Source organism: Streptomyces sp. WZ-12, from assembly GCF_028898845.1.
Lineage (GTDB): Bacteria > Actinomycetota > Actinomycetes > Streptomycetales > Streptomycetaceae > Streptomyces.
In genome coordinates this window covers 189,769-212,907 of record NZ_CP118575.1, presented here as the reverse complement: position 1 = coordinate 212,907, position 23,139 = coordinate 189,769, and the positions used below count along the sequence as shown (strand labels likewise).

At 62.7% G+C, this 23,139-nt stretch carries 21 protein-coding genes and 2 pseudogenes; 19 read left to right on the top strand and 4 right to left on the bottom strand.

From position 1 onward, the window contains the following. Nucleotides 1–118: 118 nt before the first annotated feature. Nucleotides 119–544, top strand: a pseudogene (locus tag PV796_RS41100) (zinc finger domain-containing protein); the annotation flags it as partial. Between the two features lie 55 nt (nucleotides 545–599). Here the strand turns inward: PV796_RS41100 and PV796_RS41095 are convergent. Next, the gene (locus tag PV796_RS41095; protein WP_274919678.1) at nucleotides 600–1,034 is read right to left on the bottom strand and encodes a hypothetical protein; all 435 of its coding nucleotides are present in this window, start codon (nucleotides 1,032–1,034) and stop codon (nucleotides 600–602) included. Here PV796_RS41095 and PV796_RS41090 point away from each other — a divergent pair. From PV796_RS41090 to PV796_RS41070, 5 genes and pseudogenes are all read left to right on the top strand, one after another. After that, nucleotides 933–1,562: a recombinase family protein gene (locus PV796_RS41090; RefSeq protein WP_274919670.1), complete on the top strand. Its 630-nt coding sequence runs from the start codon at nucleotides 933–935 to the stop codon at nucleotides 1,560–1,562. The two genes, PV796_RS41095 and PV796_RS41090, sit on opposite strands and share 102 nt — an antisense overlap. Nucleotides 1,563–1,630: 68 nt before the next feature. Then, nucleotides 1,631–2,196: pseudogene (locus PV796_RS41085) on the top strand (ISL3 family transposase); the annotation flags it as partial. A 78-nt stretch (nucleotides 2,197–2,274) separates the two neighbouring features. After that, a complete protein-coding gene (locus PV796_RS41080) occupies nucleotides 2,275–2,583 on the top strand; it encodes a transposase (RefSeq protein WP_274919566.1) in 309 nt (102 codons plus the stop codon). After that, the gene (locus tag PV796_RS41075; protein ID WP_274919565.1) at nucleotides 2,580–3,497 is read left to right on the top strand and encodes an IS3 family transposase; all 918 of its coding nucleotides are present in this window, start codon (nucleotides 2,580–2,582) and stop codon (nucleotides 3,495–3,497) included. Before PV796_RS41080 ends, PV796_RS41075 begins: the two co-directional genes overlap by 4 nt. 301 nt (nucleotides 3,498–3,798) lie before the next feature. Beyond that, nucleotides 3,799–4,065, top strand: coding sequence for a hypothetical protein (locus PV796_RS41070; protein WP_274919564.1), 267 nt, complete (start codon nucleotides 3,799–3,801; stop codon nucleotides 4,063–4,065). On the opposite strand, the gene PV796_RS41065 is transcribed toward PV796_RS41070, so the two are convergent. Both PV796_RS41065 and PV796_RS41060 read right to left on the bottom strand, forming a co-directional pair. Further along, complete coding sequence (locus PV796_RS41065; RefSeq protein ID WP_274919563.1) at nucleotides 4,044–4,961, bottom strand: IS3 family transposase; 918 nt, start codon at nucleotides 4,959–4,961, stop codon at nucleotides 4,044–4,046. The two genes, PV796_RS41070 and PV796_RS41065, sit on opposite strands and share 22 nt — an antisense overlap. Next, the gene (locus PV796_RS41060; RefSeq protein ID WP_274919562.1) at nucleotides 4,958–5,266 is read right to left on the bottom strand and encodes a transposase; all 309 of its coding nucleotides are present in this window, start codon (nucleotides 5,264–5,266) and stop codon (nucleotides 4,958–4,960) included. The genes PV796_RS41065 and PV796_RS41060 overlap by 4 nt, the downstream gene beginning before the upstream one ends. On the opposite strand from PV796_RS41060, the gene PV796_RS41055 reads away from it, so the two are divergent. The 3 genes from PV796_RS41055 to istB all read left to right on the top strand — a co-directional run bounded on the left by PV796_RS41055 (nucleotide 5,153) and on the right by istB (nucleotide 8,096). Then, a complete protein-coding gene (locus tag PV796_RS41055; RefSeq protein WP_274919561.1) occupies nucleotides 5,153–5,620 on the top strand; it encodes a group II intron maturase-specific domain-containing protein in 468 nt (155 codons plus the stop codon). The two genes, PV796_RS41060 and PV796_RS41055, sit on opposite strands and share 114 nt — an antisense overlap. A gap of 138 nt (nucleotides 5,621–5,758) precedes the next feature. Beyond that, entirely contained in the window at nucleotides 5,759–7,354 is a 1,596-nt protein-coding gene (gene istA, locus PV796_RS41050) for an IS21 family transposase (RefSeq protein ID WP_274919662.1), read from the top strand. 1 nt (nucleotide 7,355) lies between these two features. Then, nucleotides 7,356–8,096, top strand: coding sequence for an IS21-like element helper ATPase IstB (gene istB, locus PV796_RS41045; RefSeq protein ID WP_274919492.1), 741 nt, complete (start codon nucleotides 7,356–7,358; stop codon nucleotides 8,094–8,096). Between the two features lie 181 nt (nucleotides 8,097–8,277). On the opposite strand, the gene PV796_RS41040 is transcribed toward istB, so the two are convergent. Then, a complete protein-coding gene (locus tag PV796_RS41040; protein WP_274919560.1) occupies nucleotides 8,278–10,110 on the bottom strand; it encodes a Pvc16 family protein in 1,833 nt (610 codons plus the stop codon). A gap of 775 nt (nucleotides 10,111–10,885) precedes the next feature. On the opposite strand from PV796_RS41040, the gene PV796_RS41035 reads away from it, so the two are divergent. From PV796_RS41035 to PV796_RS40990, 10 genes are all read left to right on the top strand, one after another. After that, entirely contained in the window at nucleotides 10,886–11,728 is an 843-nt protein-coding gene (locus PV796_RS41035; protein ID WP_274919559.1) for a phage tail sheath family protein, read from the top strand. 32 nt (nucleotides 11,729–11,760) lie between these two features. After that, nucleotides 11,761–12,207 (top strand): phage tail protein, encoded by a 447-nt coding sequence (locus PV796_RS41030; RefSeq protein ID WP_274919558.1) that lies wholly within the window; start codon nucleotides 11,761–11,763, stop codon nucleotides 12,205–12,207. A 7-nt stretch (nucleotides 12,208–12,214) separates the two neighbouring features. Next, the gene (locus PV796_RS41025; protein WP_274919557.1) at nucleotides 12,215–12,637 is read left to right on the top strand and encodes a hypothetical protein; all 423 of its coding nucleotides are present in this window, start codon (nucleotides 12,215–12,217) and stop codon (nucleotides 12,635–12,637) included. Continuing rightward, complete coding sequence (locus PV796_RS41020; RefSeq protein ID WP_274919556.1) at nucleotides 12,634–12,792, top strand: DUF6760 family protein; 159 nt, start codon at nucleotides 12,634–12,636, stop codon at nucleotides 12,790–12,792. Before PV796_RS41025 ends, PV796_RS41020 begins: the two co-directional genes overlap by 4 nt. Nucleotides 12,793–14,451: 1,659 nt before the next feature. After that, nucleotides 14,452–14,865: a phage tail protein gene (locus PV796_RS41015; RefSeq protein ID WP_274919555.1), complete on the top strand. Its 414-nt coding sequence runs from the start codon at nucleotides 14,452–14,454 to the stop codon at nucleotides 14,863–14,865. Nucleotides 14,866–14,919: 54 nt separating this feature from the next. Next, on the top strand, nucleotides 14,920–15,621 hold the full coding sequence (locus PV796_RS41010; protein WP_274919554.1) for a CIS tube protein: 702 nt from the start codon (nucleotides 14,920–14,922) through the stop codon (nucleotides 15,619–15,621). After that, a complete protein-coding gene (locus PV796_RS41005) occupies nucleotides 15,614–17,404 on the top strand; it encodes a VgrG-related protein (protein ID WP_274919553.1) in 1,791 nt (596 codons plus the stop codon). The genes PV796_RS41010 and PV796_RS41005 overlap by 8 nt, the downstream gene beginning before the upstream one ends. A gap of 63 nt (nucleotides 17,405–17,467) precedes the next feature. Further along, nucleotides 17,468–17,890 (top strand): GPW/gp25 family protein, encoded by a 423-nt coding sequence (locus PV796_RS41000; protein WP_274919552.1) that lies wholly within the window; start codon nucleotides 17,468–17,470, stop codon nucleotides 17,888–17,890. Continuing rightward, nucleotides 17,890–19,359, top strand: a complete 1,470-nt coding sequence (locus PV796_RS40995; protein ID WP_274919551.1) for a baseplate J/gp47 family protein — start codon at nucleotides 17,890–17,892, stop codon at nucleotides 19,357–19,359. Before PV796_RS41000 ends, PV796_RS40995 begins: the two co-directional genes overlap by 1 nt. A gap of 1,457 nt (nucleotides 19,360–20,816) precedes the next feature. After that, on the top strand, nucleotides 20,817–23,066 hold the full coding sequence (locus tag PV796_RS40990) for a baseplate J/gp47 family protein (RefSeq protein WP_274919550.1): 2,250 nt from the start codon (nucleotides 20,817–20,819) through the stop codon (nucleotides 23,064–23,066). Nucleotides 23,067–23,139: the final 73 nt, after the last annotated feature.

The window sequence follows — 23,139 nt, the reverse complement described above, 5'->3', positions numbered from 1 at the left end:
ACATCACAGAGACAGGACAATCCCTACCTGGCCGCGTCCGGTTTGCCCCTGAACTTCGTTCTCACAACCTCTCGCAAAAAAGCCTTCGCATAATGCCCCTCGCGGTAGGTTCTGCGACATGCCCCAGCTCGCTGAACCGGCCACCGCCGTCGAACAGTTCGACTGCCCCACGTGTGAGGTGCCCGCCGGAAGCACCTGCCGCACCCGCGGCGGCAAGGTCGCCCCGAAGTACCACACCCCCCGATTCATGCTCGTCCCCCAGCTCCGCGCCGAGCTCGAAGTCCGCACCCCTGCCGACCGCGGCCCCGGCCGTGCATGGGAGAGGGGTCCGGCCATCGATGGCGCCGCGCCCGAGGCCACCACGAAGCCCACGAGAGTGGGATACGCACGTTGCAGTACCGCCCAGCAGGAGCTCCAGAGCCAGCTCGACGCCCTGGCGGAAGCCAGGTGCGACCCAGTCTTTTCCGAGAAGATCAGCACCCGCGTCAAGATCCGGCCGGAGTTCGTCAAGGCGATGGACTTCGCCCGCACCATCAAGAAGGCCGTCCCCTACCAACGGGTGATCTTCACGGTGCACGAAATGAAGCGTCTGGGCCGCTTTACCGATCGTCGATCTGGCCGGATGGGCTCTGATCGTCGTTCATCCCGCGCTTGGCGCACTGGTGCAGGTAAAAGCCCTTCAAGCACGCGGCCGCGGTCTGGAGCCCCGATTCGCCGTACGGCTTCTTCGGCGGCGTCCGCCACGGCTGCCCGAACGGCATCGGCACCCTCGCCCCGACCGCCCCCATGTACCGGTGCAGATCCAGCAGCGTGACCTTCTCCGTACCCAGCCCCTCGCGTACCCGCCACCGCAGGTGGTCGACCAGGGTGTACGCGTAGGTCTTCTGCGTCCCCGACCCCTCGTGCATCCGCAGGAAGCTGTCCGCCTCCTCATCCACCGACCCGTCCGGCCAGACGATCGTGTACGACCACCCGCCACCGGCCCGCTTCATCGGCTGTACCCGGATGTCCTCCAGGACCATCCCACTTCGCACACTGTCTCCCGCCCCTCGTCCCGTACGTCGGGAAGGAAACTGAGACGATCAGTAAATAGACACGCAACGTGCTCTCGGATCGCCCCATCGAGCGAAGCGCACACTCAAAGCACACTCGGTAAAGGCCGCAACGCCGCCGAACTCCTGACCATCGCCGAGGACCTGCGCCACCACGACATCCAGCTCGAACTCCTCACCGGACCGTTGCAGGGGGTGTACAACCCGTCCGGGCACGGCGCCGCCCTGTTCGCGTTCTTCGCCGGCATGGCCGAGTCCGAACGCGAGTACATCCGGGAGAAATCCCTGGAGGGCCAGGCGTCCGCCCGCGAGCGCGGCCGGCACGGCGGACGCCCCAAAGTGGTCGACGATGACATGGCCGCCTACGCCCGCAGCCTGCGGGCAAACGGCGTACCCGTCCCCGAGATCGCCCGCAAGCTCGTCATCACCTCAGGCAAGAACAAGGGCGAACACCCCTCGGTGGCCACCGTGTACCGCATCCTCACCGAGAACGCCGACGTCACAGCGTGACCCCGAATACCTGTCGAGGCTTCAAGATCAACCCGTTGCCCCTTTGACGCGTATCTGGGTCACACCCCTGCGGGGCCCCGTCGGAACGCGTACACGGCTATCACTGGCGGACAGTCGTGGACGTGCCGGTCGATGGACGACGGGTAGTGGTCCGCGTGCGGGTGCGGCGCCTGGTGTGTCCCACGCGCGGCTGCCGCCACACCTTCCGTGAACAGGTGCCCGGCGTCCTGGACCGGTACCAGCGGCGTACGACCCGCCTGACCAGGCAAGTCAAGGCAGTGGTCAAGGAGTTGCGGGCCGGGCGGGGACACGGTTGCTGGCGATATTGGCGGTGAGCCTGTCGCGTCACACGGCCCTGCGCGCCCTGCTGCGGATCCCGTTATCCGCCGGGCGGCTGCCCCGCGTGATCGGCGACGACGATTTCGCTCTGCGCCGGCGGCATCGCTATGCCACCGTGATCATCGACGCCGAGACTCACGAGCGGATCGACGTGCTGCCCGGTCGCACGGCCGACACCCTACAGGCGTGGCTGAGCGAGCATCCGGGCATCGAGATCGTGTGCCGTGACGGCTCGGCAACCTATGCTGACGCGATCCGGCGTGCCCTGCCTGACGCGGTGCAGGTCGCGGACCGGTGCCCGGTGTGAGGTTCCCCCGAGATGCGGAGGATGGTGACAGAGGGTCAGATGGTTCTCATGAGAGGAACATCGACCATGGCTGCCCCCAGGAAGTACTCGGTGGAGTTGCGCGAGCGTGCGGTGCGGATGTACCGGACCTCCGACCCGAAGCCCCAGATCAAGCGACTGGCTATCGAGCTCGGCGTGCATCCCGAGGCCCTGCGCGGCTGGATCCGGCAGGCCGAGGCCGATGCCGGCGAGCGGGACGACCGGCTGACCAGCGACGAACGCGTCGAACTCGCCGCGCTTCGCAAGGAGAACGCCCAGCTCAAGCGCGCGAACGAAGTTCTGCGGACGGCCTCGGCTTTTTTCGCGGCGCAACTCGACCCGACCCGGCCCAGGTGACGGGGCTCCTCGACGAGCACCCTGACCTGGGAGTCGAGTGCGTCCTGCGGGAACTGCACATCGCCTCCTCCACCTACTACCGCTGGCGCCGCGCCGAGAAGCAGCCGTGCGAGCGGCGGCGTCGCGACGTCGAGCTGACCGAGCGGATCAAGGAGATCCACACCGAGTCCGGCGGGATCTACGGCTCTCCGCGCGTGCATGCCGTGCTGAAACGCGAGGGCACACGCGTGGGCCGCAAGCGGGTCGAGCGCCTGATGCGCGAGGCCGACCTGGCGGGCATCAGCCCGCGCCGCACAGGCTTCACGCGCCGGGATCCGAAGGCCACACTCGCCCCGGACCTGGTCAACCGGGACTTCACCGCACCGGCGCCGAACCGGCTGTGGGTCACCGACCTGACGATGATCTCGACCGGCGAGGGCCCGCTGTGGCTGTCGGCGATCCGGGACGCGTTCTCCCGCCGGGTGGTGGCCTGGGAGACCTCCGCCCGCGCGGACGCCGACCTGGTCCTGACCACGCTGGAGTACGCCCTCGCGTCCCGCGAGGTCGAGCCCGGCAAGCTCATCCACCATGCCGACCACGGCTGTCAGTACACATCCATCAAGCTCACAACTCGCCTGCTGCGGGCAGGAGTTGACGCGTCCATGGGCTCCGTCGGGGACAGCCACGACAACGCCCTCGCGGAGAACCTGTGGATGCTGATCAAGACCGAGTGCGTGCGCGGCCGCGTCTTCGCCACACGTGCCGAGGCGAACCTCGCGCTCTTCGAGTACACAGACGGCTTCTATAACTCCCCCCGCACCCAGGAACGACTCGGCTTCCCCAGCCCGATCGAATTCGAGGAGAAGTACTACGCCGAGCAGGCAACGGCCGAACGAGCGAACCTGAAACCCCGTCAACCCCTCCTGACCAGCTGATCAGCGCCTCCCGAACGACGGGGGAACCTCACCTGGTCGCGATTCCGGGTCGTGCTCCCGGAACACGGGGCATCTCCGCAGGTGAGGCTGTGTTTGGCGACTTGGCAAACCAGCGGGATGCCCCGTTCGTCACGCCACGGTCAACATGCTCTCGCCGCCTCACCCACAGGCCGTACAGATGGAAAGGGCTCAAGGCAGCATCCAGACCACCCGGCGCTACCTCCGCCGCTTCAAATCCTCCACCGCCGCACCGGCAGCACCCTGTGTGGCTCCGCGGCCCCGCCGCATCATCCGATGGATCATGACGAACCCCGGCAGCCTCCCGGATGAGGACGCCCTCGCGCTCAAGGAGATCAGTGCGGGCTGTCCCGAACTGGACGCGGCCACCCAGCACGTCCGCGACTTCGCAACGATGATGCGGGACCTGACCGGCAGCGAACTCCCCGCCTGGATGGAGCGCGTCGAACACGACAACTCCCCGCACTGCACTCCCTGGTCAACGGCCTGCGCCGGGTTGAGGTTCCCCCGTCGTTCGGGAGGCGCTGATCAGCTGGTCAGGAGGGGTTGACGGGGTTTCAGGTTCGCTCGTTCGGCCGTTGCCTGCTCGGCGTAGTACTTCTCCTCGAATTCGATCGGGCTGAGGAAGCCGAGTCGTTCCTGGGTGCGGGGGGAGTTATAGAAGCCGTCTGTGTACTCGAAGAGCGCGAGGTTCGCCTCGGCACGTGTGGCGAAGACGCGGCCGCGCACGCACTCGGTCTTGATCAGCATCCACAGGTTCTCCGCGAGGGCGTTGTCGTGGCTGTCCCCGACGGAGCCCATGGACGGGTCAACTCCTGCCCGCAGCAGGCGAGTTGTGAGCTTGATGGATGTGTACTGACAGCCGTGGTCGGCATGGTGGATGAGCTTGCCGGGCTCGACCTCGCGGGACGCGAGGGCGTACTCCAGCGTGGTCAGGACCAGGTCGGCGTCCGCGCGGGCGGAGGTCTCCCAGGCCACCACCGGGCGGGAGAACGCGTCCCGGATCGCCGACAGCCACAGCGGGCCCTCGCCGGTCGAGATCATCGTCAGGTCGGTGACCCACAGCCGGTTCGGCGCCGGTGCGGTGAAGTCCCGGTTGACCAGGTCCGGGGCGAGTGTGGCCTTCGGATCCCGGCGCGTGAAGCCTGTGCGGCGCGGGCTGATGCCCGCCAGGTCGGCCTCGCGCATCAGGCGCTCGACCCGCTTGCGGCCCACGCGTGTGCCCTCGCGTTTCAGCACGGCATGCACGCGCGGAGACCCGTAGATCCCGCCGGACTCGGTGTGGATCTCCTTGATCCGCTCGGTCAGCTCGACGTCGCGACGCCGCCGCTCGCACGGCTGCTTCTCGGCGCGGCGCCAGCGGTAGTAGGTGGAGGAGGCGATGTGCAGTTCCCGCAGGACGCACTCGACTCCCAGGTCAGGGTGCTCGTCGAGGAGCCCCGTCACCTGGGCCGGGTCGGGTCGAGTTGCGCCGCGAAAAAAGCCGAGGCCGTCCGCAGAACTTCGTTCGCGCGCTTGAGCTGGGCGTTCTCCTTGCGAAGCGCGGCGAGTTCGACGCGTTCGTCGCTGGCCAGCCGGTCGTCCCGCTCGCCGGCATCGGCCTCGGCCTGCCGGATCCAGCCGCGCAGGGCCTCGGGATGCACGCCGAGCTCGATAGCCAGTCGCTTGATCTGGGGCTTCGGGTCGGAGGTCCGGTACATCCGCACCGCACGCTCGCGCAACTCCAGCGAGGACTTCCTGGGGGCAGCCATGGTCGATGTTCCTCTCATGAGAACCATCTGACCCTCTGTCACCATCCTCCGCATCTCGGGGGAACCTCACCTGTGCTGCGGGGCTGGGGAGCGTACTTCCGCAACGGGAACTCCGGGCGGAAGTTCAACGCGGTCGACGGCTACGTCCACGAACGGCTGGCGATCCTCGCCAGCCGAAAACACGGCCTGCGGGGTCGGAACTGGAACCACCCGTTTCACCTACGGGTGGATCACACGGCTCCGGGTCTACCGCCTTACCGGAACCGTACGCAGGGCGACGGCGCATGCCAGTCGGTGAACGATGTGTGGGCGATCACGAAATTCCGCACCTCAGACGCCCCGTGCGTCACATAATTCCCAGCCCCGCGATCACGGAATTCCCCATGGGGATCGTGATCGCGGTCACAGGGTCCTCGCCGTCTGAAGGCGGACGCTTCCTTCGATCAAGTACGCGGTCGAAGGTGGCGCCAGATGGCAAGGAGAACGTTCAGCGTGGTCGACATCACGGAGATCTACGTCCACTGGTACGCGGGCCGCTCGCGAAGCGAGGTGGCCGCCTCGCTCGGCGTGGACCGCAAGACGATCGGGAAGTACCTGGCGCCGGCGGTGGCCGCCGGGATAACCCCCGGCGGGCCGCCCATGACCGAGAAGGACTGGGCCGAGCTGATCAAGGGCTGGTTCCCCAAGCTCGCGGACAAGCGGCTGCGGCAGATCACCTGGCCCGAGATCGACAAGCACCGCGACTACATCGAGGGACTGCTCGGGACGGTGACCGTCTCGACGATCCACCAACGCCTGCGCGACGAGCACGAGTTGAACGTGTCGGTCGCCTCGTTGCGCCGCTGGGTCAAGGCGACGCTGCCCGAGGAATCGCGCCGCTCGCAGGTCACCGTGTTGCGGGACGAGGTCGAGCCGGGCTCGGAGGCCCAGATCGACTACGGTTTCCTCGGGCAGTGGATCAATCCGCGCTCGGGCAAGCGGCACCGGATCTGGGCGTTCGTCATGGTCCTGGCCGCCTCCCGGCACATGTTCGTGCGTCCCGTCCTTCACCTGGACCAGCACGCCTGGAGCGAGGCCCACGTCGAAGCGTTCAAGTTCTTCGGCGGCACGCCGCTGCGGCTGGTGCCGGACAACTTGAAGACCGGCGTCGAGAAGCCGGACCTCTACGACCCGAAGATCAACCGGTCTTATGCCGAACTCGCCGCGCATTACGGCACGTTGGTGGACCCAGCGAGGGCATTGAGACCCAAGGACAAGCCGAGGGTGGAGCGACCTATGCCCTATATACGTGATTCGTGGTGGAGGGGGCGGGAATTCACCTCTATCGACCAGATGCAGGCCGCCGCGATCGAGTGGTGCACGAACGTCGCGGGGCAGCGGCAGTGCCGCCCGCTGGGCGGGGCCGCACCACTGTCGGTGTTCGAGGCAGTCGAGAAGCCGGTGCTGCAGCCGTTGCCGCCGAGCGCGTTCGTGCTGGCCCGCTGGTCGACGGCGACCGTCGGCCCGGACATCCACATCAAGGTCGGCCGCACCCTCTACTCGGTGCCCTGGAAGCTGATCGGCAAGAAGGTCGACGTCCGCTCCACCGCCACGATGGTGCAGGTCTTCGACGACGGCCAGCTCGTCAAGACGCACGCCGCGCTGGAGCAGGGCAAGCGCACCGGCCAGAACGACTACCCGCCCGAGAAGATCGCTTTCCATATGCGCACCCCGGTCTGGTGCCGCAAGCAGGCAGCCCAAGTCGGCCCGTCCTGCGCCGAGTTGATCGCCGAGCTGCTGGAGATCAATGCGCTCTACCGGCTCCGCGCCGCCCAGGGAGTGCTCGGCCTGAAGGAGAAGTACGGGAGCGAGCGACTGGAGGCGGCCTGCGCGAAGGCCATCACGGTGGGCGATCCGTCCTACCGGACCGTCAAGGGCATCCTGATCGCCGGCACCGAGAGCGACCCGCAGCCCGAGTCCACCGGCGACGGCGGGGCCGCCGCGTTCCTGCACGGGCCGAAGCGGCTCTTCGCGGCCGACATGACCCCCGGCACCGCGAACGGCGACCGCGGCGACCAGGGTCACGGCGACGCGGGAGAGGTGGCCTGAGATGAGCATCATGGACACCGCCCTGCGGGACGCGCTGCGGGCGCTGAAGCTGTCGGGCATGCTCGAAACCCTCGACGCCCGCCTCGCCCAGGCCCACGGCGGCGAGCTCGGGCACCTGGAGTTTCTGCAGACCCTTTGCCAGGACGAGATCACCCGCCGCGAGACCGTCGCGCTCCAACGGCGCCTGCACCGAGCAAAGTTCGAGCAGGCCGTTACACTTGAGGAGTTCGACTTCGCGGCTTCATCGAAGCTGCCCGCGGCCCAGATCCGCGACCTCGCCGCCCTGCGCTGGCTCCACACCGGCGAGTCCGTAATTTTGTTCGGACCCGTTGGCGTCGGGAAGACGCACGTCGCTCAGGCACTTGGTCACCTCGCGATCCGGCAGGGCGCGAACGTCCGCTTCGCCAAGACCAGCCGGGTCCTCGCGGACCGCACCTGGGACAAGCGCATGCGCGAGTTCATCCGGCCCGACGTGCTCATCCTCGACGACTTCGCGATGCGTCAGCTCACCGCGACGCAGGCCGACGACCTCTACGAGCTGGTTTCCGAGCGGCAAGGGCGGTCGCTGATCCTGACGAGTAACAGGGCGCCGAGTGACTGGTATCCGCTCTTCCCGAACCCCGTCGTCGCGGAGTCCCTACTCGACCGGCTCATCAACACCAGCCACCAGGTGATCATGAACGGCCCGAGCTACCGGCCCAACAAACGCCCCCGAGGAGGAGCCACGAAGAAGACAGACTGACCCTCGATCAGATAGACAAGAACCCGGCGAGGACCTGCGGAATTATGTGATCGCGGGGCTGAGGAATATCAAGATCGTTCACACGATGTCGGAAAGCCGTATGCGGGAGAACCGCACGTACGGTTTGAAGCGGCGGGGGCTGGAAACGGAGCGGAAGCCACCGCGCCAGTCCCCGACCCTACTAAAGGGCCACCGCCACCAGAGGAGAGTCGGCCCCGCCGGAGCCGGTGCAGGCGACTTGGGTGAAGCCCTCCTCTGTAGGAGCCTCGGGGAGCTGAGCCGCGTTCTGTCCCCAGACGCGCAGTTTGCCGTCCTTGTCAATCGCCACCGCCACCAGAGGAGAGTCGGCGCGGCCGGAGCCGGTGCAGGCGACTTGGGTGAAGCCCTCCTCTGTAGGAGCCTCGGAGAGCTGAGCCGCGTTCTGTCCCCAGACGCGCAGTTTGCCGTCCTTGTCAATCGCCACCGCCACCAGAGGAGAGTCGGCGCGGCCGGAGCCGGTGCAGGCGACTTGGGTGAAGCCCTCCTCTGTAGGAGCCTCGGAGAGCTGAGCCGCGTTCTGTCCCCAGACGCGCAGTTTGCCGTCCTTGTCAATCGCCACCGCCACCAGAGGAGAGTCGGCGCCGCCCAAGCCGGTGCAGGCGACTTGGGTGAAGCCCTCCTCTGTAGGAGCCTCGGAGAGCTGAGCCGCGTTCTGTCCCCAGACGCGCAGTTTGCCGTCCTTGTCAATCGCCACCGCCACCAGAGGATAGTTGACGACGCCGTAGCCGGTGCAGGCGACTTGGGTGAAGCCCTCCTCTGTAGGAGCCTCGGAGAGCTGAGCCGCGTTCTGTCCCCAGACGCGCAGTTTGCCGTCCTTGTCAATCGCCACCGCCACCAGAGTGCCGGCGCGGCCGTAGCCGGTGCAGGCGACTTGGGTGAAGCCCTCCTCTGTAGGAGCCTCGGAGAGCTGAGCCGCGTTCTGTCCCCAGACGCGCAGTTTGCCGTCCTTGTCAATCGCCACCGCCACCAGAGGATAGTTGACGCCGCCGGCTCCGGCGCAGGCGACCTGGGTGAAGCCCTGCTCTGTAGGGGCCCCGGTGGTGAGTTGGTCCGCGCCCTCGCCCCAGACGACGAGGCGGGCAGGTGTAGCGACCACAGTGATGGTGAGGGGGGTGGAGGCCGGGGAGGGGGCGCTGCCGGGGACGGTCTGGGTGGCGGTCAGCTCGTGTCTGCCGATTGCCAGGTCATCGGTGAGGTTCGGGAGTGTCCAGGTGGTGGCGGTGCCGCCGGGAGTGACGGTGGCGGGGGTGATCGTTCCGTTGGTCGTTGCCACGGTCACGGTCGCACCGGCCACACAGGTTCCTTTGATCTGAGGCCTGCGCCCGGTGTTGCCTGCGGGCGGCTCAGTGATCGACGGGGCGGCGTTTGGCACTTCGTCGGGAAATCTCACAGTCACCTTGTCGACACGATACTCGATCGCTGGCGCATCGAACCACACCAAGGGAAGCGTCACGGTCAGACTGACGAACGGGGTGTGGGTATTACCGATAGCGGGCCACAGGTCCGTAAAGATCCGATCCTGCGGCAGCTCAGAAATTTCCAGCGAGGCAGTGACGCCGAGCAGTTTGAGGATGGGGATGCTTTCCAAAGAGGGCAATAGGAGTGTCTGTTCATGGGCGAAGCGCGCAGTCAATTGCCCGAGCACTTGGTGTTCGTCCATCGGAGTTCCAGTCCAGACCGTGAGCATGTACGTGAGGGCGAAGAAGCGCGGTGCCTCATATTCCCCAATTTTGTACTCAGGGCCCAGGTTTTCCAGTGTGGGGGCCTCTCCGTTCTTCTGGTATACGGAGATCCTGCCGCAGGAGCGCTTGGCTCGGTCTTCGTGGATTTCATAGAGGAACAGGTCGACGGCATGGGCCCCGCCCCACTCGGCAACCTTTTCCCGAGTGGGGGCATCAAACTTAATGACAAATTGCCCCTCACCTATTTCGGTATCCACGATGACTTGTAACGCGTTATCCACTTCTTTTATCACGGGCCGGCCTCTCGAGCAGGGGGATGAGCTCTAATGAAACAGGGATGGAATTTAGCATGCAGCAAGATCTAAGGGTTGTGCACTGTGTGCAGAGAATGCCAGCCTTAATGGGCTGACTCGTGGACATTCTGAATGCCCCGAGGCGTAAGCGGGGCCAGTTGGTTGGGATGCCTTGAAGAGGTCCCTTTGGGGCAGCATCTTCCCCCTACTCGCTGTTCATTCGCCAGGTGACACCGCACATATCGTGTCCGATACTGATGGTCATAGATCCTATGATGGATGGAGAGTGAACATGACGCCGCAAGCTCCTGGTGTGTATGTGCAGGAGGTTCCTAGTGGGGTGCGCTTGGTTCAGGGCGTGGCCACCGCATGTGCCGCCTTCTTGGATCCGCAGTATGACGGCGAACCCCAATTCATCCGGAACTGGCAGGAATGGGAGGAGCTTAATAGTACCTTTGGAGAGGTGGGTGCGCCTGGGGCTAATCTAGGGGACGACGAGTTTCTGTCTGCTCCGTGGGATAACCGCACACCCGCATCCACAGGCGAACCGGCATCTACTTATGTGCCGGCTGCAATACGGGGATGGTTTGAAAACGGAGGCGGACCCTGCTATAGGGTCGCAGTAGATGATAACTACAGTGCGACGGAAAATATGTCGCCGTTTGCATCCGGCGATGGTGGCGTTGACGACGCTGGCGGGGAAGATGACACGGCAGCAGAACCCGAACAAGCGGAGGCTCCATCGTACCAGGGAAGCCGGGCCAATGGAACCGGCTTGGCGGAACTCGAAGCCCTTGAAGACGTCACCATCGTAATCGCCCCTGACTTGTGGTTTGGCACAGAGGAGCAGGCGAAGCTCAATGCAAGAGCGATGGCGGCCCATTGCGCAAAGATGCGCAATCGTATGACTGTGCTTCACCTCCAGGAAGGCTTGGGGGACCGGGCCGCATTGGAACTCACCCCCCTGATTACCGAGGATGACAGCGCAAAATTCTCCGCTTTATACTACCCGTGGCTGGAGGTATTCGATAATGCAGGGGAGAAGATGTATGTACCGCCGGTGGGGCATGTCGCAGGAATGTGGGCGCGGGTTGACGGAAAGCGAGGAGTACACAAGGCGCCGGCCAACGAAGTGCTCCAAGGCGTCCTGGACCTCGAGAAGAATCTCATGGATGAAGAACAGGCCGAGCTCAACGAAAAAGGGCTGAACTGTATCCGATCCTTCAGGGGTCAAGGAATCCGCGTCTGGGGTGCGCGCACTCAGGTCGATTCTTCCGATGTTGACTGGAGGTACATAAACGTCCGGAGACTGTGCAACTTCATCCAGGAATCAATCCGTGTCAGCAGTCGGTGGGCTATATTCGAACCCAACGACGAACGACTGTGGTCCAGCCTCAGAGGTAACGTCTCTGTATTCCTCAGGGACCAATGGCGCGCAGGCGCCCTGGCAGGAGCAACGCCTTCCGATGCCTACTACGTCATCTGCGACGAAACGAACAACGACCCCACATCCATAGCCGCCGGTGAGGTCTACTGTGACATCGGCATCGCCGCCGTTCGACCCGGTGAATTCATCACCTTCAGAGTGACCCAAATCGTCGGAGGACCCGAATCCTAGGCTTCACCTCACACAGGAAGTGATGATTCAAGATGGCCATCGGAGACACAGCAAGTACGAACGTTTTCGGCGTAGAATTAGGCGGTATTCTGGTAGAGACCTTCCAGGAGATCAGCGCCATCACCTACGGGCAGGAAGAGATCGAAGTACGCCAGGTGACCGCGGACGGCACCCCGATCCTGCGCAAGCAGCCCGGGCCCCCCACCTCTGGCGAGGTGACCATCACCCGCGGCCTGGACAAGAACCTCGCATTCACCAACTGGGTCAAACAGACCGTCGAAAACCATGACGTCGACGGGGCCCGACAGAACATCACCATCGTACTGATGAATGCTCAAAAAGAGGTTGTCCGCCGCATCCGCCTGTCCAACGCTTGGGCCAAGTCATGGGAAGCCCCCGCACTCCAAGCAGGCCAGTCAGGAGCCGCACAAGAGAGGGTCACCGTTACCTACGAAGACGTAGACGTCGAAGGAGCGTAGCCGCCGTATGACCATCGAAACCCCTACCCGCGCAGGCGCCCCGCCTACCTCGTCCGCTGCCCAACACCTGCAGATCGAATTCACCTTCGAACTTCCCTTGGGATACGTCGACTCCACCGGAACCGTGCACCGCAGCGGCACCATGCGTCGAGCCACCGCCCGGGACGAACTCGCGCCTTTGGCTGACCTGCGCGTGCGAGACAACGAAGCCTATCTGGGAGTAGTGCTCCTGAGCCTGGTTGTCACCCAACTCGGCTCTCTACCCGAGGTTAACCCCAACATCATGGAGTCGCTCTTCGCAGTCGACCTCGCCTACCTGCAGGACCTCTACGAGCAAATCAATGACGTCAACCCCAAGCCACTGGCATGCCCCTCCTGCGGAACGGAAGTCCCAGGGCGTGAAACCCGTGGTCGCCTGGGGGAATCGTGACCCACCCAGTGGACCAGCTGCACCGCGAGACCTCCTACATCGCCTACCACTTCCACTGGGCACTCCAAGACATCCACAGTCTCACCCACCACGAACGGCTGCGGTACGTCAACGAAATCAACCGCATCAACACCACCATCAACGAAGGCAGGTGAACACGAGTGACGCGTCTGCCGGACTGGTCGCGTCGTTCAGACGCCACCACACCACCCCCCGAGGCGTCAGGCGACGGCGCTTCGAATACGACACACCGGGGGGCACACGCGTCACGCACCACACCACCCCTCCGCACGGCACTGACGCAGCCCATCAGACACCTCACTGCATGGTCTCGACACTGCCTCATCACCGTAGCAAAGGTTCCACGGATCCTTACGGTGTGGGGTGGAGTGCTCTCGTGGCGGAGGCGATCGCGGCGGACCCGTGGCGTGCCGTTGCCCGCGTTGTTGTCCTTCGTGCGTTCGCCCCAACCCGTGTCGGTGGTGGGGTGGGGGTGGCGGCGTTTGCCGGTTGTAGAGAAGGGGCGTGAGGTGGTCTCGGGGCGGGGGCGAGCGGTTGGCGGTTTGCTTGGTTGTGGGTGGCCTGTTGTTGGTCGTGCTGGTGTGTCGGCGTCTCCTTGGGCTCGCGGTCGAATGTTCGGTGGGGGTGGCACAGTTCGTTTGGTGCGCGGGCGGAGGAGTGGGGTGGTCTCGGTATCGGGACTGGTGGTGACGAGCACAGGTGTCGAACGCCGGCGTGAGGTGGTCTCGGGGCGGGGGCGAGCGGTTGGCGGTTTGCTTGGTTGTGGGTGGCCTGTTGTTGGTCGTGCTGGTGTGTCGGCGTCTCCTTGGGCTCGCGGTCGAATGTTCGGTGGGGGTGGCACAGTTCGTTTGGTGCGCGGGCGGAGGAGTGGGGTGGTCTCGGTATCGGGACTGGTGTTGACGAGCACAGGTGTCGAACGCCGGCGTGAGGTGGTCTCGGGGCGGGGGCGAGCGGTTGGCGGTTTGCTTGGTTGTGGGTGGCCTGTTGTTGGTCGTGCTGGTGTGTCGGCGTCTCCTTGGGCTCGCGGTCGAATGTTCGGTGGGGGTGGCACAGTTCGTTTGGTGCGCGGGCGGAGGAGTGGGGTGGTCTCGGTATCGGGACTGGTGTTGACGAGCACAGGTGTCGAACGCCGGCGTGAGGTGGTCTCGGGGCGGGGGCGAGCGGTTGGCGGTTTGCTTGGTTGTGGGTGGCCTGTTGTTGGTCGTGCTGGTGTGTCGGCGAGGGATGAGCAGGGGGGACACAGTGAGCCGGTGTTTGTTGGACAGGTGCCGCTCTCCTTCGTTCGGCCTTCCGCGCATACATCGTCGACACCTGTCGTGCCGGCGAGAGCCTCAGGATTCGGTGAGCCGCTGTCGTCTTTACCACGTGGCGCTCGGCTCACGCGGCCAGAGCCCCAACCCCAGGTAGCGCTCTCGGCGGGCCAACAGAGTGGTGGGCAGGCGTCCTCAGTGCCTGTATCGCAAACAGTCACCCCCTTGGGCACGACTGTCGCGTCTCAATTCCCAGATGCAGCAAGGAAAGCTTTCGATTCGCCGTCAGTTTCGGCCCACCTGAATCGTGGGAATATGGATGACATAGTTGAGGAGCTTCTAGCGTATCACGCCGAGAGACTCGCTCAGGCCCTATTCGCTCCGCTGAGCTGGATGATGCGCAAGGAGCAGAAATCCTCAGACGAACGCTCGGGAATCTTCTCCTTCTTGCCTTAAATCGATCGTCGAACCTGCTTAATCGCCGCCACTTCAATATTGGAAGCCACTCTATGTATCTGAGTGGGGAAGGGAGAAAGTTTCGTCATGTCTGACGATGACTTCGCGATGAGCTGGAAATTCACTGCAGGTGTTTTGGGGTTTGGTTTTTTTACCCGATGCGAGGGGCTCAGCTGTAACGTCGAGATCGACGAGTACAAGGAGGGCGGGTTCGATTCCTTTACGTGGAAGTGGCCGACCGGGGTACGGTTTTCCAACATCACGCTCAGTCGGCCTTTCACCAAGCAGACCATACCGCTGTCGTGGTGGGTCAGCAGTTCAGGAATTGTACCTCTGCCCACTTTAGGCGAGATTGTGGCCAGCGGACCGGATGGCAGAGTACTGGGCAGTTGGCTCCTGATGGGTGTGTTTCCCGTGAGTTGGAAGGGCCCCTCGTTCGATGCGGGTAGAGTGTCCGCGGCCGAGGAGACCCTGGAGATTTGCCACCAAGGATTCGTCTAGGATTTTAGGGTCGGAGGACTCCCCATCTGAAAGGATCTACTATGGAGTCGAGGCATGGTCCACGCGAAAATTAAGATATACGAGCCGCCCGGTGACAATTTTAGCACCAACCCGGGGGCATTTATCAAAGATATCGAGTTCAACTTCAATCCGACCCAATTGTCGACCGGTGGGTCGGCAAGGCTTGCTCGAACTCCAGCCCGGGCAGCGCAGGCCGCCGCGCGCGCAGAATTTATCGGCGCGCAGCCCCGTACCCTCAGTTTTGATGCTCGCTTCAGGGCCATCGATGCATCTGCGAAATTCTATGTTCAAGAAAAGGTTGATGAGCTCCTTAACTGCTGCAGGCCCACCCAAAAAAGCATCGATGCGCAGCGGCCCTCCCCGCCATGGGTCCGCCTGGAATGGGGAGGCTCTCAGGCGGGGCGCTTCAATGGTTGCATCACAGATGTGAATGCTATCTACACTGCGTTTTTACTTAGCGGTGAACCTGTACAAGCAACCTGCTCTATCTCTATCGAAGAAATCGGTGGGGAAATACAACGACAAAATCCAACATCAGGGTCTTTCGATGCACTCACCCAGCACCGATTCATCGCAGGTGAATCTCTTCCTCTGATCTCCTGGCGCTACTACGGGAGCCCCGACCATTGGCGTCGCATCGCCACAATCAACGGTATAGATGACGTCGCAGCCCTCGCGCCCGGCACGGTGCTGACCATCCCGGCACTCACCGATGTGGGAGGCTGGCATGGCTAATCTGCCTCAAATCATCTTCAACAGCAAACAGCTGTCTGGCTGCTTTTTTGAAAGTCTCTCCGTCGATACACACACCCGCCTGCCAGCATCAGCCCGACTGAGTTTTCGAGACCCTTATCACGAGATGCTGAGTAAGTTCGAAATCTCCATCGGTTCGACAGTGGAAATCTCCGTGCCGATCGGTTCCTCGCGGCAAGAGCTCTTCGATGGAGAAGTGACCGCAGTGGAGACAGAGTTCAACACTGACGGAACGTTCACTGTGATCAGAGCTCTGGACCGCGCACACAGGCTCCATCACGGACGCCATGCGATCGTTTATGAAGGAATGACCACCAAGGAAATCTTGGGCGAGGTGGTTAGGCGTGTCAAACTGAAGTTAGGAAAGGTCGATAGGGACGAAGAACAAGGCTACATGGCCCAGACGAATATGACGGATTGGGAGTTCCTCCAGATGCTCACCCGCAAAACCGGGTTGGAACTCGTAGTGGACCGCGAAGAACTATCGTTGCTGAGACCAGCAGCAGCCGATAAAGCACCACATCTGAATCAAATCACCGCCAAAAATCCCTACGTACTCAAGTTCGGTGATAATCTTCTCACCTTGCGAATCATGGCCGACTCCGCAGGGCAGGCTGAAGAGGTCAAGGTCATCGGCTGGGATCCTCTCATCAAGGACACCGTCACAACGACTGCCAAAGCCGGCAAAAGCCCACAGATTGACCTTGGTTTGACCCCCGGCGAAGCCGCCAAAAAACTAGGCCTCGACACGCCGCCCACCGAACTGGCCACCGGTTGCACCTCCGCCAAGGACGCCAAAGCCACAGCCGAGGCACTGGCCACCTCCATCACCTCTGGCTTCATCGAACTAGAGGCATCTCTCCGTATCTCCCCTCAACTCCGCGCCGGAACGCCCGTCACCCTCATCAACACAGGGTCAATCTTTACTGGCCGCTATACAGCTACGTCGGTCACGCACGTTTTCGACCAGAACGGCGACACGACCTGGGTACGCCTTGGCGCTCGCACGGCCCCTCCCGCTCCTTTGCCTTATGAACGCCCGCCTCTCCCACCCGGCTACCACGCAGGCCTGGCGGTCGCCAAAGTGGTCGCTGTCAAGTCAGACAAGAACACCCCGGACCACGTCAAAGACCGGGGCCAGGTCAAACTCAAGCTGCCCTGGCTCAGCGAAACCTACGAAACCGACTGGGTCCGCACGGTGCAACTGGGCGGCGTTCGCGGTGGCGGAGTGATCAGCCCGGAGGTCGGAGACGAAGTCCTCATCGGGTTTGAACAAGGGCGACTTGACCATCCCTACGTCCTCGGCGGTCTCTACAATGGCAAGGACAAACCCACCCCCTCCAGCGAAGACCTCCCACTGATCGACCCCGAATCAAAAGATCACATTAACCGGCAATCGCTAGCGTCCCGCAGCGGGGACCGGCTCGAATTCCTTGACGCCAAAGATAAGGATCCGCAAGGCATCCGATTGTCCACCGGCGAGGGCAGGCAAGTGCTGCAACTCGATCGATTCACCAAGACCACCAGCATCACGGGCGACCAGCACGTCTGCTTGACCACCGGTGACGGACAGCGAACCCTGCACCTCAGTCAGGAGGACGGAAATATCGACATAGCCAACGGCGACAGCAGTATCAGCATCACCGATAACGGTGCCATCATCCTAAACGGTGAGGGATTCAGCCTCGACGCCGGCAGCGCTGATCTCACGCTCAAGACCACAGGCAACGTCAAGATCGAAGGCAGATCCGTGGAGATCAACTGATCTTGGCGTCCTCATCTCACGTTCCCATCCCCAGCACTCGCCCCACCCTACGAGGAGGCCAGCGTGAACGACACCGCCCTGATCGGCCGTGGCTGGACACATCCTGCCACTTTCAACGCCGACGCCACCGTGGCACTCACCAGCGGCCCTCGCGAGATCGAACAGGCCATCCACATTATTCTCACGACCCGGCTCGGCGAACGGGCGATGCGCCCGGAATTTGGCTGTAACGTCCACTCACTGCTCTTTGCCCCCCTCGACGCGACGACCGCCGGCCAGGCCGTGTATGAAACCCAAACCGCCCTCGAACGGTGGGAACCCCGCATCGAGGTCGACCACATCGGCATCGCCACCGACGACACCACCCCCGGACTGATGTACATCGACATCCGCTACCGCATCCGCTCCACCAACAGCATCCGGAACCTCGTCTTCCCCTTTTATGTCATCCCCGAAGAAACCACACCCAACACTGGAGGCGGGTGATGGCCCTCCCTGTCCCCAACCTCGACGACCTCCGCTTCCAAGACCTCGTCGACGCCGCCAAACGACTCCTTCCCACCCTCGATCCCACCTGGACCGACCACAACGTCTCCGACCCCGGCATCACCCTGATCGAAGCCTGCGCCCAACAGGTGGACGAGCTCTGCTACCGAGTCAATCGCGTTCCAGAATCACACCAACGCGCCCTACTCAAACTCCTCGGCCTTGCCCCCGCACCTCCCACGCCGCCCCGCATCCGAGTCACCCTCAAAGCTGATGGCAGCGTGCCGCAGATCCCGCCCGGCACTCAGGCGACCAGTGCAGAGTATCCAGTGAAATTCATCACGATCACTGCTCCAATGGTCAGCGAGGATTCATCAGGAATCGTTATAGATGCCGCCGCTGTAGAACTAGTCGAGGACGAAGTACTGGGTATCTCCACGGGGCAGCCTGGGCAATCTTTTTCCCCTGCCCGTCAACCACTGTCGCCTACGTTATGGGCCAACGATGCTCCGCTCTTGACGGTAACTATCAATGGTCAAGGGAATCCCTGGGACCTCGTCCTGTCCTTTTCTCGCCGAAAAGAAGAGGAGGAGTGCTGGACTTGGGACGATGTATCCGGAAAGGTCATGTTTGGCCCTCTGGTATACGTTTCACAAACTTCGACATCGCTTCAATACGGTGCGATTCCGGACCAAGGTCAACGCATTACTGCAACGTACTACACTGCATCCAGTGTCCCTATTCCTTCCTCCTTTCCAGTGACAATTCTGACGAATAGCGGCGATTTGGAAGCGGACGGAGAACTGCTGGACATGGGGAGCTCGGCGGAGACCGTAGATGAAGTAATTAAGCGTTCGGCCCTGGGGCTTACGTCGCTGCAACGTGCTGTCACTCTTGCCGACTTCGAACGTACGCTACAACACGTCCCAGGTGTAGCGCGTATAGGCGCTGCCACAGAAGAGCTGCCCAGCGGTGTACCCCGCAACATAGTGCTTAACGTCGTTCCCCAATTTCCGCAACCGGATACTTACACGTCTCTTTCTGTGGGTTCTGACGACCTCATAGGGAGAGTTCAGAAGCGAGCAGAAGATCTACGCATTATCGGCACGTCGGTGACAACGGTCCTCGCCATCTATCATGAGATTAAGATCAAGGCTACGGTGACACCCTGGGTAAACGCGTCTGATGAAGAGGTCAAGGAAGACGCGGAAGCTGCCCTCCGTCAGTACTTTCACCCTCTATACGGTGGAGAAGAGGGTACCGGCTGGCCCTGGGGCAAGCCAGTTCACGTAGGAGAGATCCTTCAAACGCTGGAAAAAGTTCCATCTGTCCGTGAGGTCGACCAGATCGAACTCTTCGATCTGAAAAACCCCAATAGCGACCCTACGCAACAGGTCCAGCTCGCCTCAAAGGAACTGGTGGGCACGCTGGAGATCGATGTCGAGTCGAGTTTTGCTGTGGAAGATTAGGCTTCAAGGGTACGCGGTTTTGGTTTTTGATTCGGACGGGTTCTGATATGTGGGTGAGAGCGGAAGTCGGTGCGGGGGTGCTGCCTTCTGCAAACATGGTATTGACCTATTTGGCGAGTTGTGAGACAGTGGCACGAGATTGGACTTCCCTAGAGTTTTCAGGGGAATTGCCCGGCGCATGCTAACTTTGCAGAGGGCGCTGGATAACAGGGTTGCCGGGGCGGCTTTGGGTCGCGGATCGGCCGAACAGTTCCGAGACTTTCTTAACTCTTCTCTCCTTGGCTCCTTTTTCCGTATGTATTTTGGGCCCAGGTCAGGTCATGGATCAGGGCTGTTGCGAAGTTGTGAGTGCCGGAAGAACTCCCTGGTCAACGGCGTGCCGGAGATCCTACAAAATAGCCTTGGGCGGCTCGTGACCGGCACGATCCTCTCTCCTCGGGAAGCCATGCGAATCGCCGAGTGCTGGTCAGTGGGGGGGAGATTCCTGGATCATGGGCGTGCGCCGAGAAAGTGCCGAACCCGCTCTTCCTAACTGGGGGTGAATTGTAGGCTTTGACGCTGAAAGCTTAGAACGGCAAATATTCGGATTTTAGAGAATTGGGTGTGGCGTCATGGATAACCCCTCTGTTGATGATCGTAGCATCTCTGAATTATTGTCCGAGGCGCGAGAGGCCGTCCAGGGGGCCTCCGGAGGGAAATGGAATGGCTGGGGCGCGGACCCGGGGGAGGCGTTACTGGCGGCATCTTCGCAGATGGCGGACGCGTTGCGTAGTCGGCTAAATTCTGCTCCAAGCATGAACTGTCGAGCGCTGCTGAGCCAGATCGGAGCGCGTGCGTACCTGTCATCCGCGGCACGAGGCACGGTGGTTTTTGAGTTGTTTGCCGATGCAGGTCAACGCGTGCGGATACCCGCGGGCACAGAGGTGGCCACGGAATCCACAGAGAACGAGGAGCCAGTGGTCTTTACCACCACCCGAGATATAGCCTTTTCTCCTCAGAGGTTGGAAGGATCCGGCGTTGTCATCGAAGAGGACCTCAATGATCCGATGTCCGCACTGCGGGGAAACCTACTCCCAGCGGACTCTGTCAGTGCGGGTGAGAGCAACGCATTTCTCTTGCTGGTGTTGTCTCGGCCGATGCCCAAGGAACACGTCAGGGTGCGCGTCGACGTGGCCGCCGAGAAGGAAGCTGGGGCGTGGGTATGGGAGGCGTGGGTGGGGAGCAGAGGGCAGGGCTCGGCCTGGGCCCCATGTGATGTTCTAACAGAGGATCAGCGCACCGCATCGGACAGCATTACCGTAACCTTGCGAGTACCGCACAGGCACGCCCCCGTCGCTGTCCGCCTCGGACGACCGCGCGGCTCTCCGCTGCGCGCGGACGGGGCTGGTGTGCTGCGATGCCGGCCGGCAGACTCCTCATCGTGGCAGTACGGACTTCCGGTGCGCCAAGTACGGGTCGTGGAGCAGCAAGCGAGTGCGCCGGTGGTGGAAGGACGGCTCGTGCCGGCACAGGAGTTAGGAGTTTCCTCGGGGCTCCCCGGCCAGCGTTTCGCCCTGACAGAGAGGCCACAGCCACAAGCATGGCCGATGGTCGCCGAAGTAACGGTGAATGAGGAGTGTCAGGAATGGTCCTTCGTCGAGTCTCTTTCTCAGTCGGGCCCGCTGGATCGTCATTTCACTCTCGATCATGCCACAGGGGAGGTTGTCTTTGGCATTCAAGTCAAAGAGGCCAGCGGGATACAGCAATACGGTGCCGTGCCTGTCAGCGGTGCTGCCCTGCACATGCGCAGTTACCTGGTCGGTGGCGGTACTCAGGGCAATGTGGCGGCAGGCACGATCTCGGTACTGCGCACACCGCTGCCCCAGGTTTCCGCCGTAACCAACCCCACCTCCTGCACAGGTGGGGCTGACGGCGAAACCTTGCTCGAGGCCGCTGAACGCACGCCGTTGGGCGCGGCGGTCCCCGAGCGCGCGGTAGTCGCCTACGACTACGAGCAACTTGCCCGCCGTGTCGCGGCCGGGGTTGTACAGGCCCGGGTCCCTACCACCGATTACGAGCAACTTTCGCCCGCGGTCTCCACAACACCCTGCCGCGCGGCCACCACAACCTTGACCGTGAGCCTGAGCAATCCGGCCCTGAGCACTATCGATGTCCAACTCCCCGCAGGAAGCGTCGCGCTGCAGCCCGCCCTAGACACGCGTACCCCGCCGGTGCGCTTCATGACCACCGATTCCGTCTCCCTGGTGCGGCAGATTGGACTATCGCTCGTACAGGACGGAGCCCAAGGACCATGGGTCGGGGGTAGTGTGGATCTGGGTGCACCCGCCGGATTCACCACCGCGATCCCCGAAGATCTCCCCTTGCCCGACGCGACCTTGACGTTCACTTTTCCAGCGGGCACGATCGACGCCCAACAGCCGCCCACGTTGACAGTGACTTTGCACGGCCTCGGTCCTTTCAGTCCCTCCATCCTCCGCAGCCAAACTCAACCCCAGGCCGGCACCGACGACACGACGATCCTGTCTGCTCGGCTCGGCGATATCCCCGGCTGGCACGAGGCCGTAAACCAGGTGCTCCCGCACACCCTTGACGAGTTGTTTCCAGACGGCGCTGCACTCCGCGCGCAGGGGTTCCCACAACGGGCGGGTGCTTGGCTGTCATGCGTGCTGGATACCTCCGGACAGCCCGCGCCAGTGATACGCGCCTGCGCGTACGCACAGACCGCAAGCGTAGGTGCCATACAAGCCGACTGTGTCCCCGCCGGCGCCTCCATCGGCACGGCCACCGGCTGCCCAGGCCAACGCCTGAGCCTGCCTGCCTGGCCAATTCTTGGCGACGCCCCGACCGTGCTGGTCACCGCTGGGGGAGAGTTCCAGGAATGGACACCCGTGGAGTCCTTTGCTGCTTCCCATCCAGATGATCGACATATTGTCATCGACCATGCGACCGGGGAGGTCTCCTTCGGCCCGTGTGTGAACTACGACGCCATCAACACCTATCAGCACGGCGCAGTGCCCCCTTTGGGGGCAACAATCCAAGTCGGTCGGGACTACCTCGTTAGCCAAGGCGCCCAGGGCAACGTGCCCGCGGGCATGGTCTCCCAGCTATCCGAGGAGATTCCCGGCCTCATTATCGTGAACCCCACAGCGGCCACCGGCGGCCTCGATGCCGAGATGGCACTACGGCAAAACCCGGACAGGGTGCACCTCATAGTCGTACCGAGCGTCGCTGCAGAACCTGATGGCTCTATCGACCTCGAACTGCTCGATCCCTCGCCGGAACTGAAAGCCACTCTGACCCGCGGGCTGGCTCGTATCATGCCTCCTGGGGTGGACCTCGAAATCGAGCCTCCCCAATACCAAGAAGTCCGTGTCGTAGGGACGATTTACGCGGCGGCCGACAGCACTCCGGAAGATTGCGAGGCACTGCAGGATGTTGCCGAGAAGGCCATGTACCGCCTTTTTAACCCTGTTCACGGAGGCGGCCCTCATCACTCAGGCTGGCCCTTCGGTCGACGCGTCCACATCGGCGAGGCATACAGGGAGCTGCAAAAGCTCCCTGACCTGCAACGCATTGATTCCCTATCATTCGCACGCTCCGCAGGGAACACTGTCACAGCGGATGAGCTGACGGACAGTATCGATCTTTGCCCCCTGGAAACAATCTACTCAGGTCAGCACGAGATCACTGTAGAAATCGAAACCTAACCCAAGCCTCGACAAGTGGGCCACGGCGGAAGCACGACAGCACGAAGCAGCGGTGGATGAGGCGACGGCACCG

What these genes read in the sequence shown, in the direction of transcription:
- PV796_RS41080 (WP_274919566.1), top strand. Translation starts at nt 2,275, where the DNA reads ATGGCTGCCCCCAGGAAGTACTCGGTGGAGTTGCGCGAGCGTGCGGTG.
- PV796_RS41070 (WP_274919564.1), top strand. Translation starts at nt 3,799, where the DNA reads ATGACGAACCCCGGCAGCCTCCCGGATGAGGACGCCCTCGCGCTCAAG.
- PV796_RS41055 (WP_274919561.1), top strand. Translation starts at nt 5,153, where the DNA reads ATGCACGCCGAGCTCGATAGCCAGTCGCTTGATCTGGGGCTTCGGGTC.
- PV796_RS41060 (WP_274919562.1), bottom strand. Translation starts at nt 5,266, where the DNA reads ATGGCTGCCCCCAGGAAGTCCTCGCTGGAGTTGCGCGAGCGTGCGGTG.
- istB (WP_274919492.1), top strand. Translation starts at nt 7,356, where the DNA reads ATGAGCATCATGGACACCGCCCTGCGGGACGCGCTGCGGGCGCTGAAG.
- PV796_RS41030 (WP_274919558.1), top strand. Translation starts at nt 11,761, where the DNA reads ATGGCCATCGGAGACACAGCAAGTACGAACGTTTTCGGCGTAGAATTA.
- PV796_RS41025 (WP_274919557.1), top strand. Translation starts at nt 12,215, where the DNA reads ATGACCATCGAAACCCCTACCCGCGCAGGCGCCCCGCCTACCTCGTCC.
- PV796_RS41015 (WP_274919555.1), top strand. Translation starts at nt 14,452, where the DNA reads ATGTCTGACGATGACTTCGCGATGAGCTGGAAATTCACTGCAGGTGTT.
- PV796_RS41010 (WP_274919554.1), top strand. Translation starts at nt 14,920, where the DNA reads ATGGTCCACGCGAAAATTAAGATATACGAGCCGCCCGGTGACAATTTT.
- PV796_RS41005 (WP_274919553.1), top strand. Translation starts at nt 15,614, where the DNA reads ATGGCTAATCTGCCTCAAATCATCTTCAACAGCAAACAGCTGTCTGGC.
- PV796_RS40995 (WP_274919551.1), top strand. Translation starts at nt 17,890, where the DNA reads ATGGCCCTCCCTGTCCCCAACCTCGACGACCTCCGCTTCCAAGACCTC.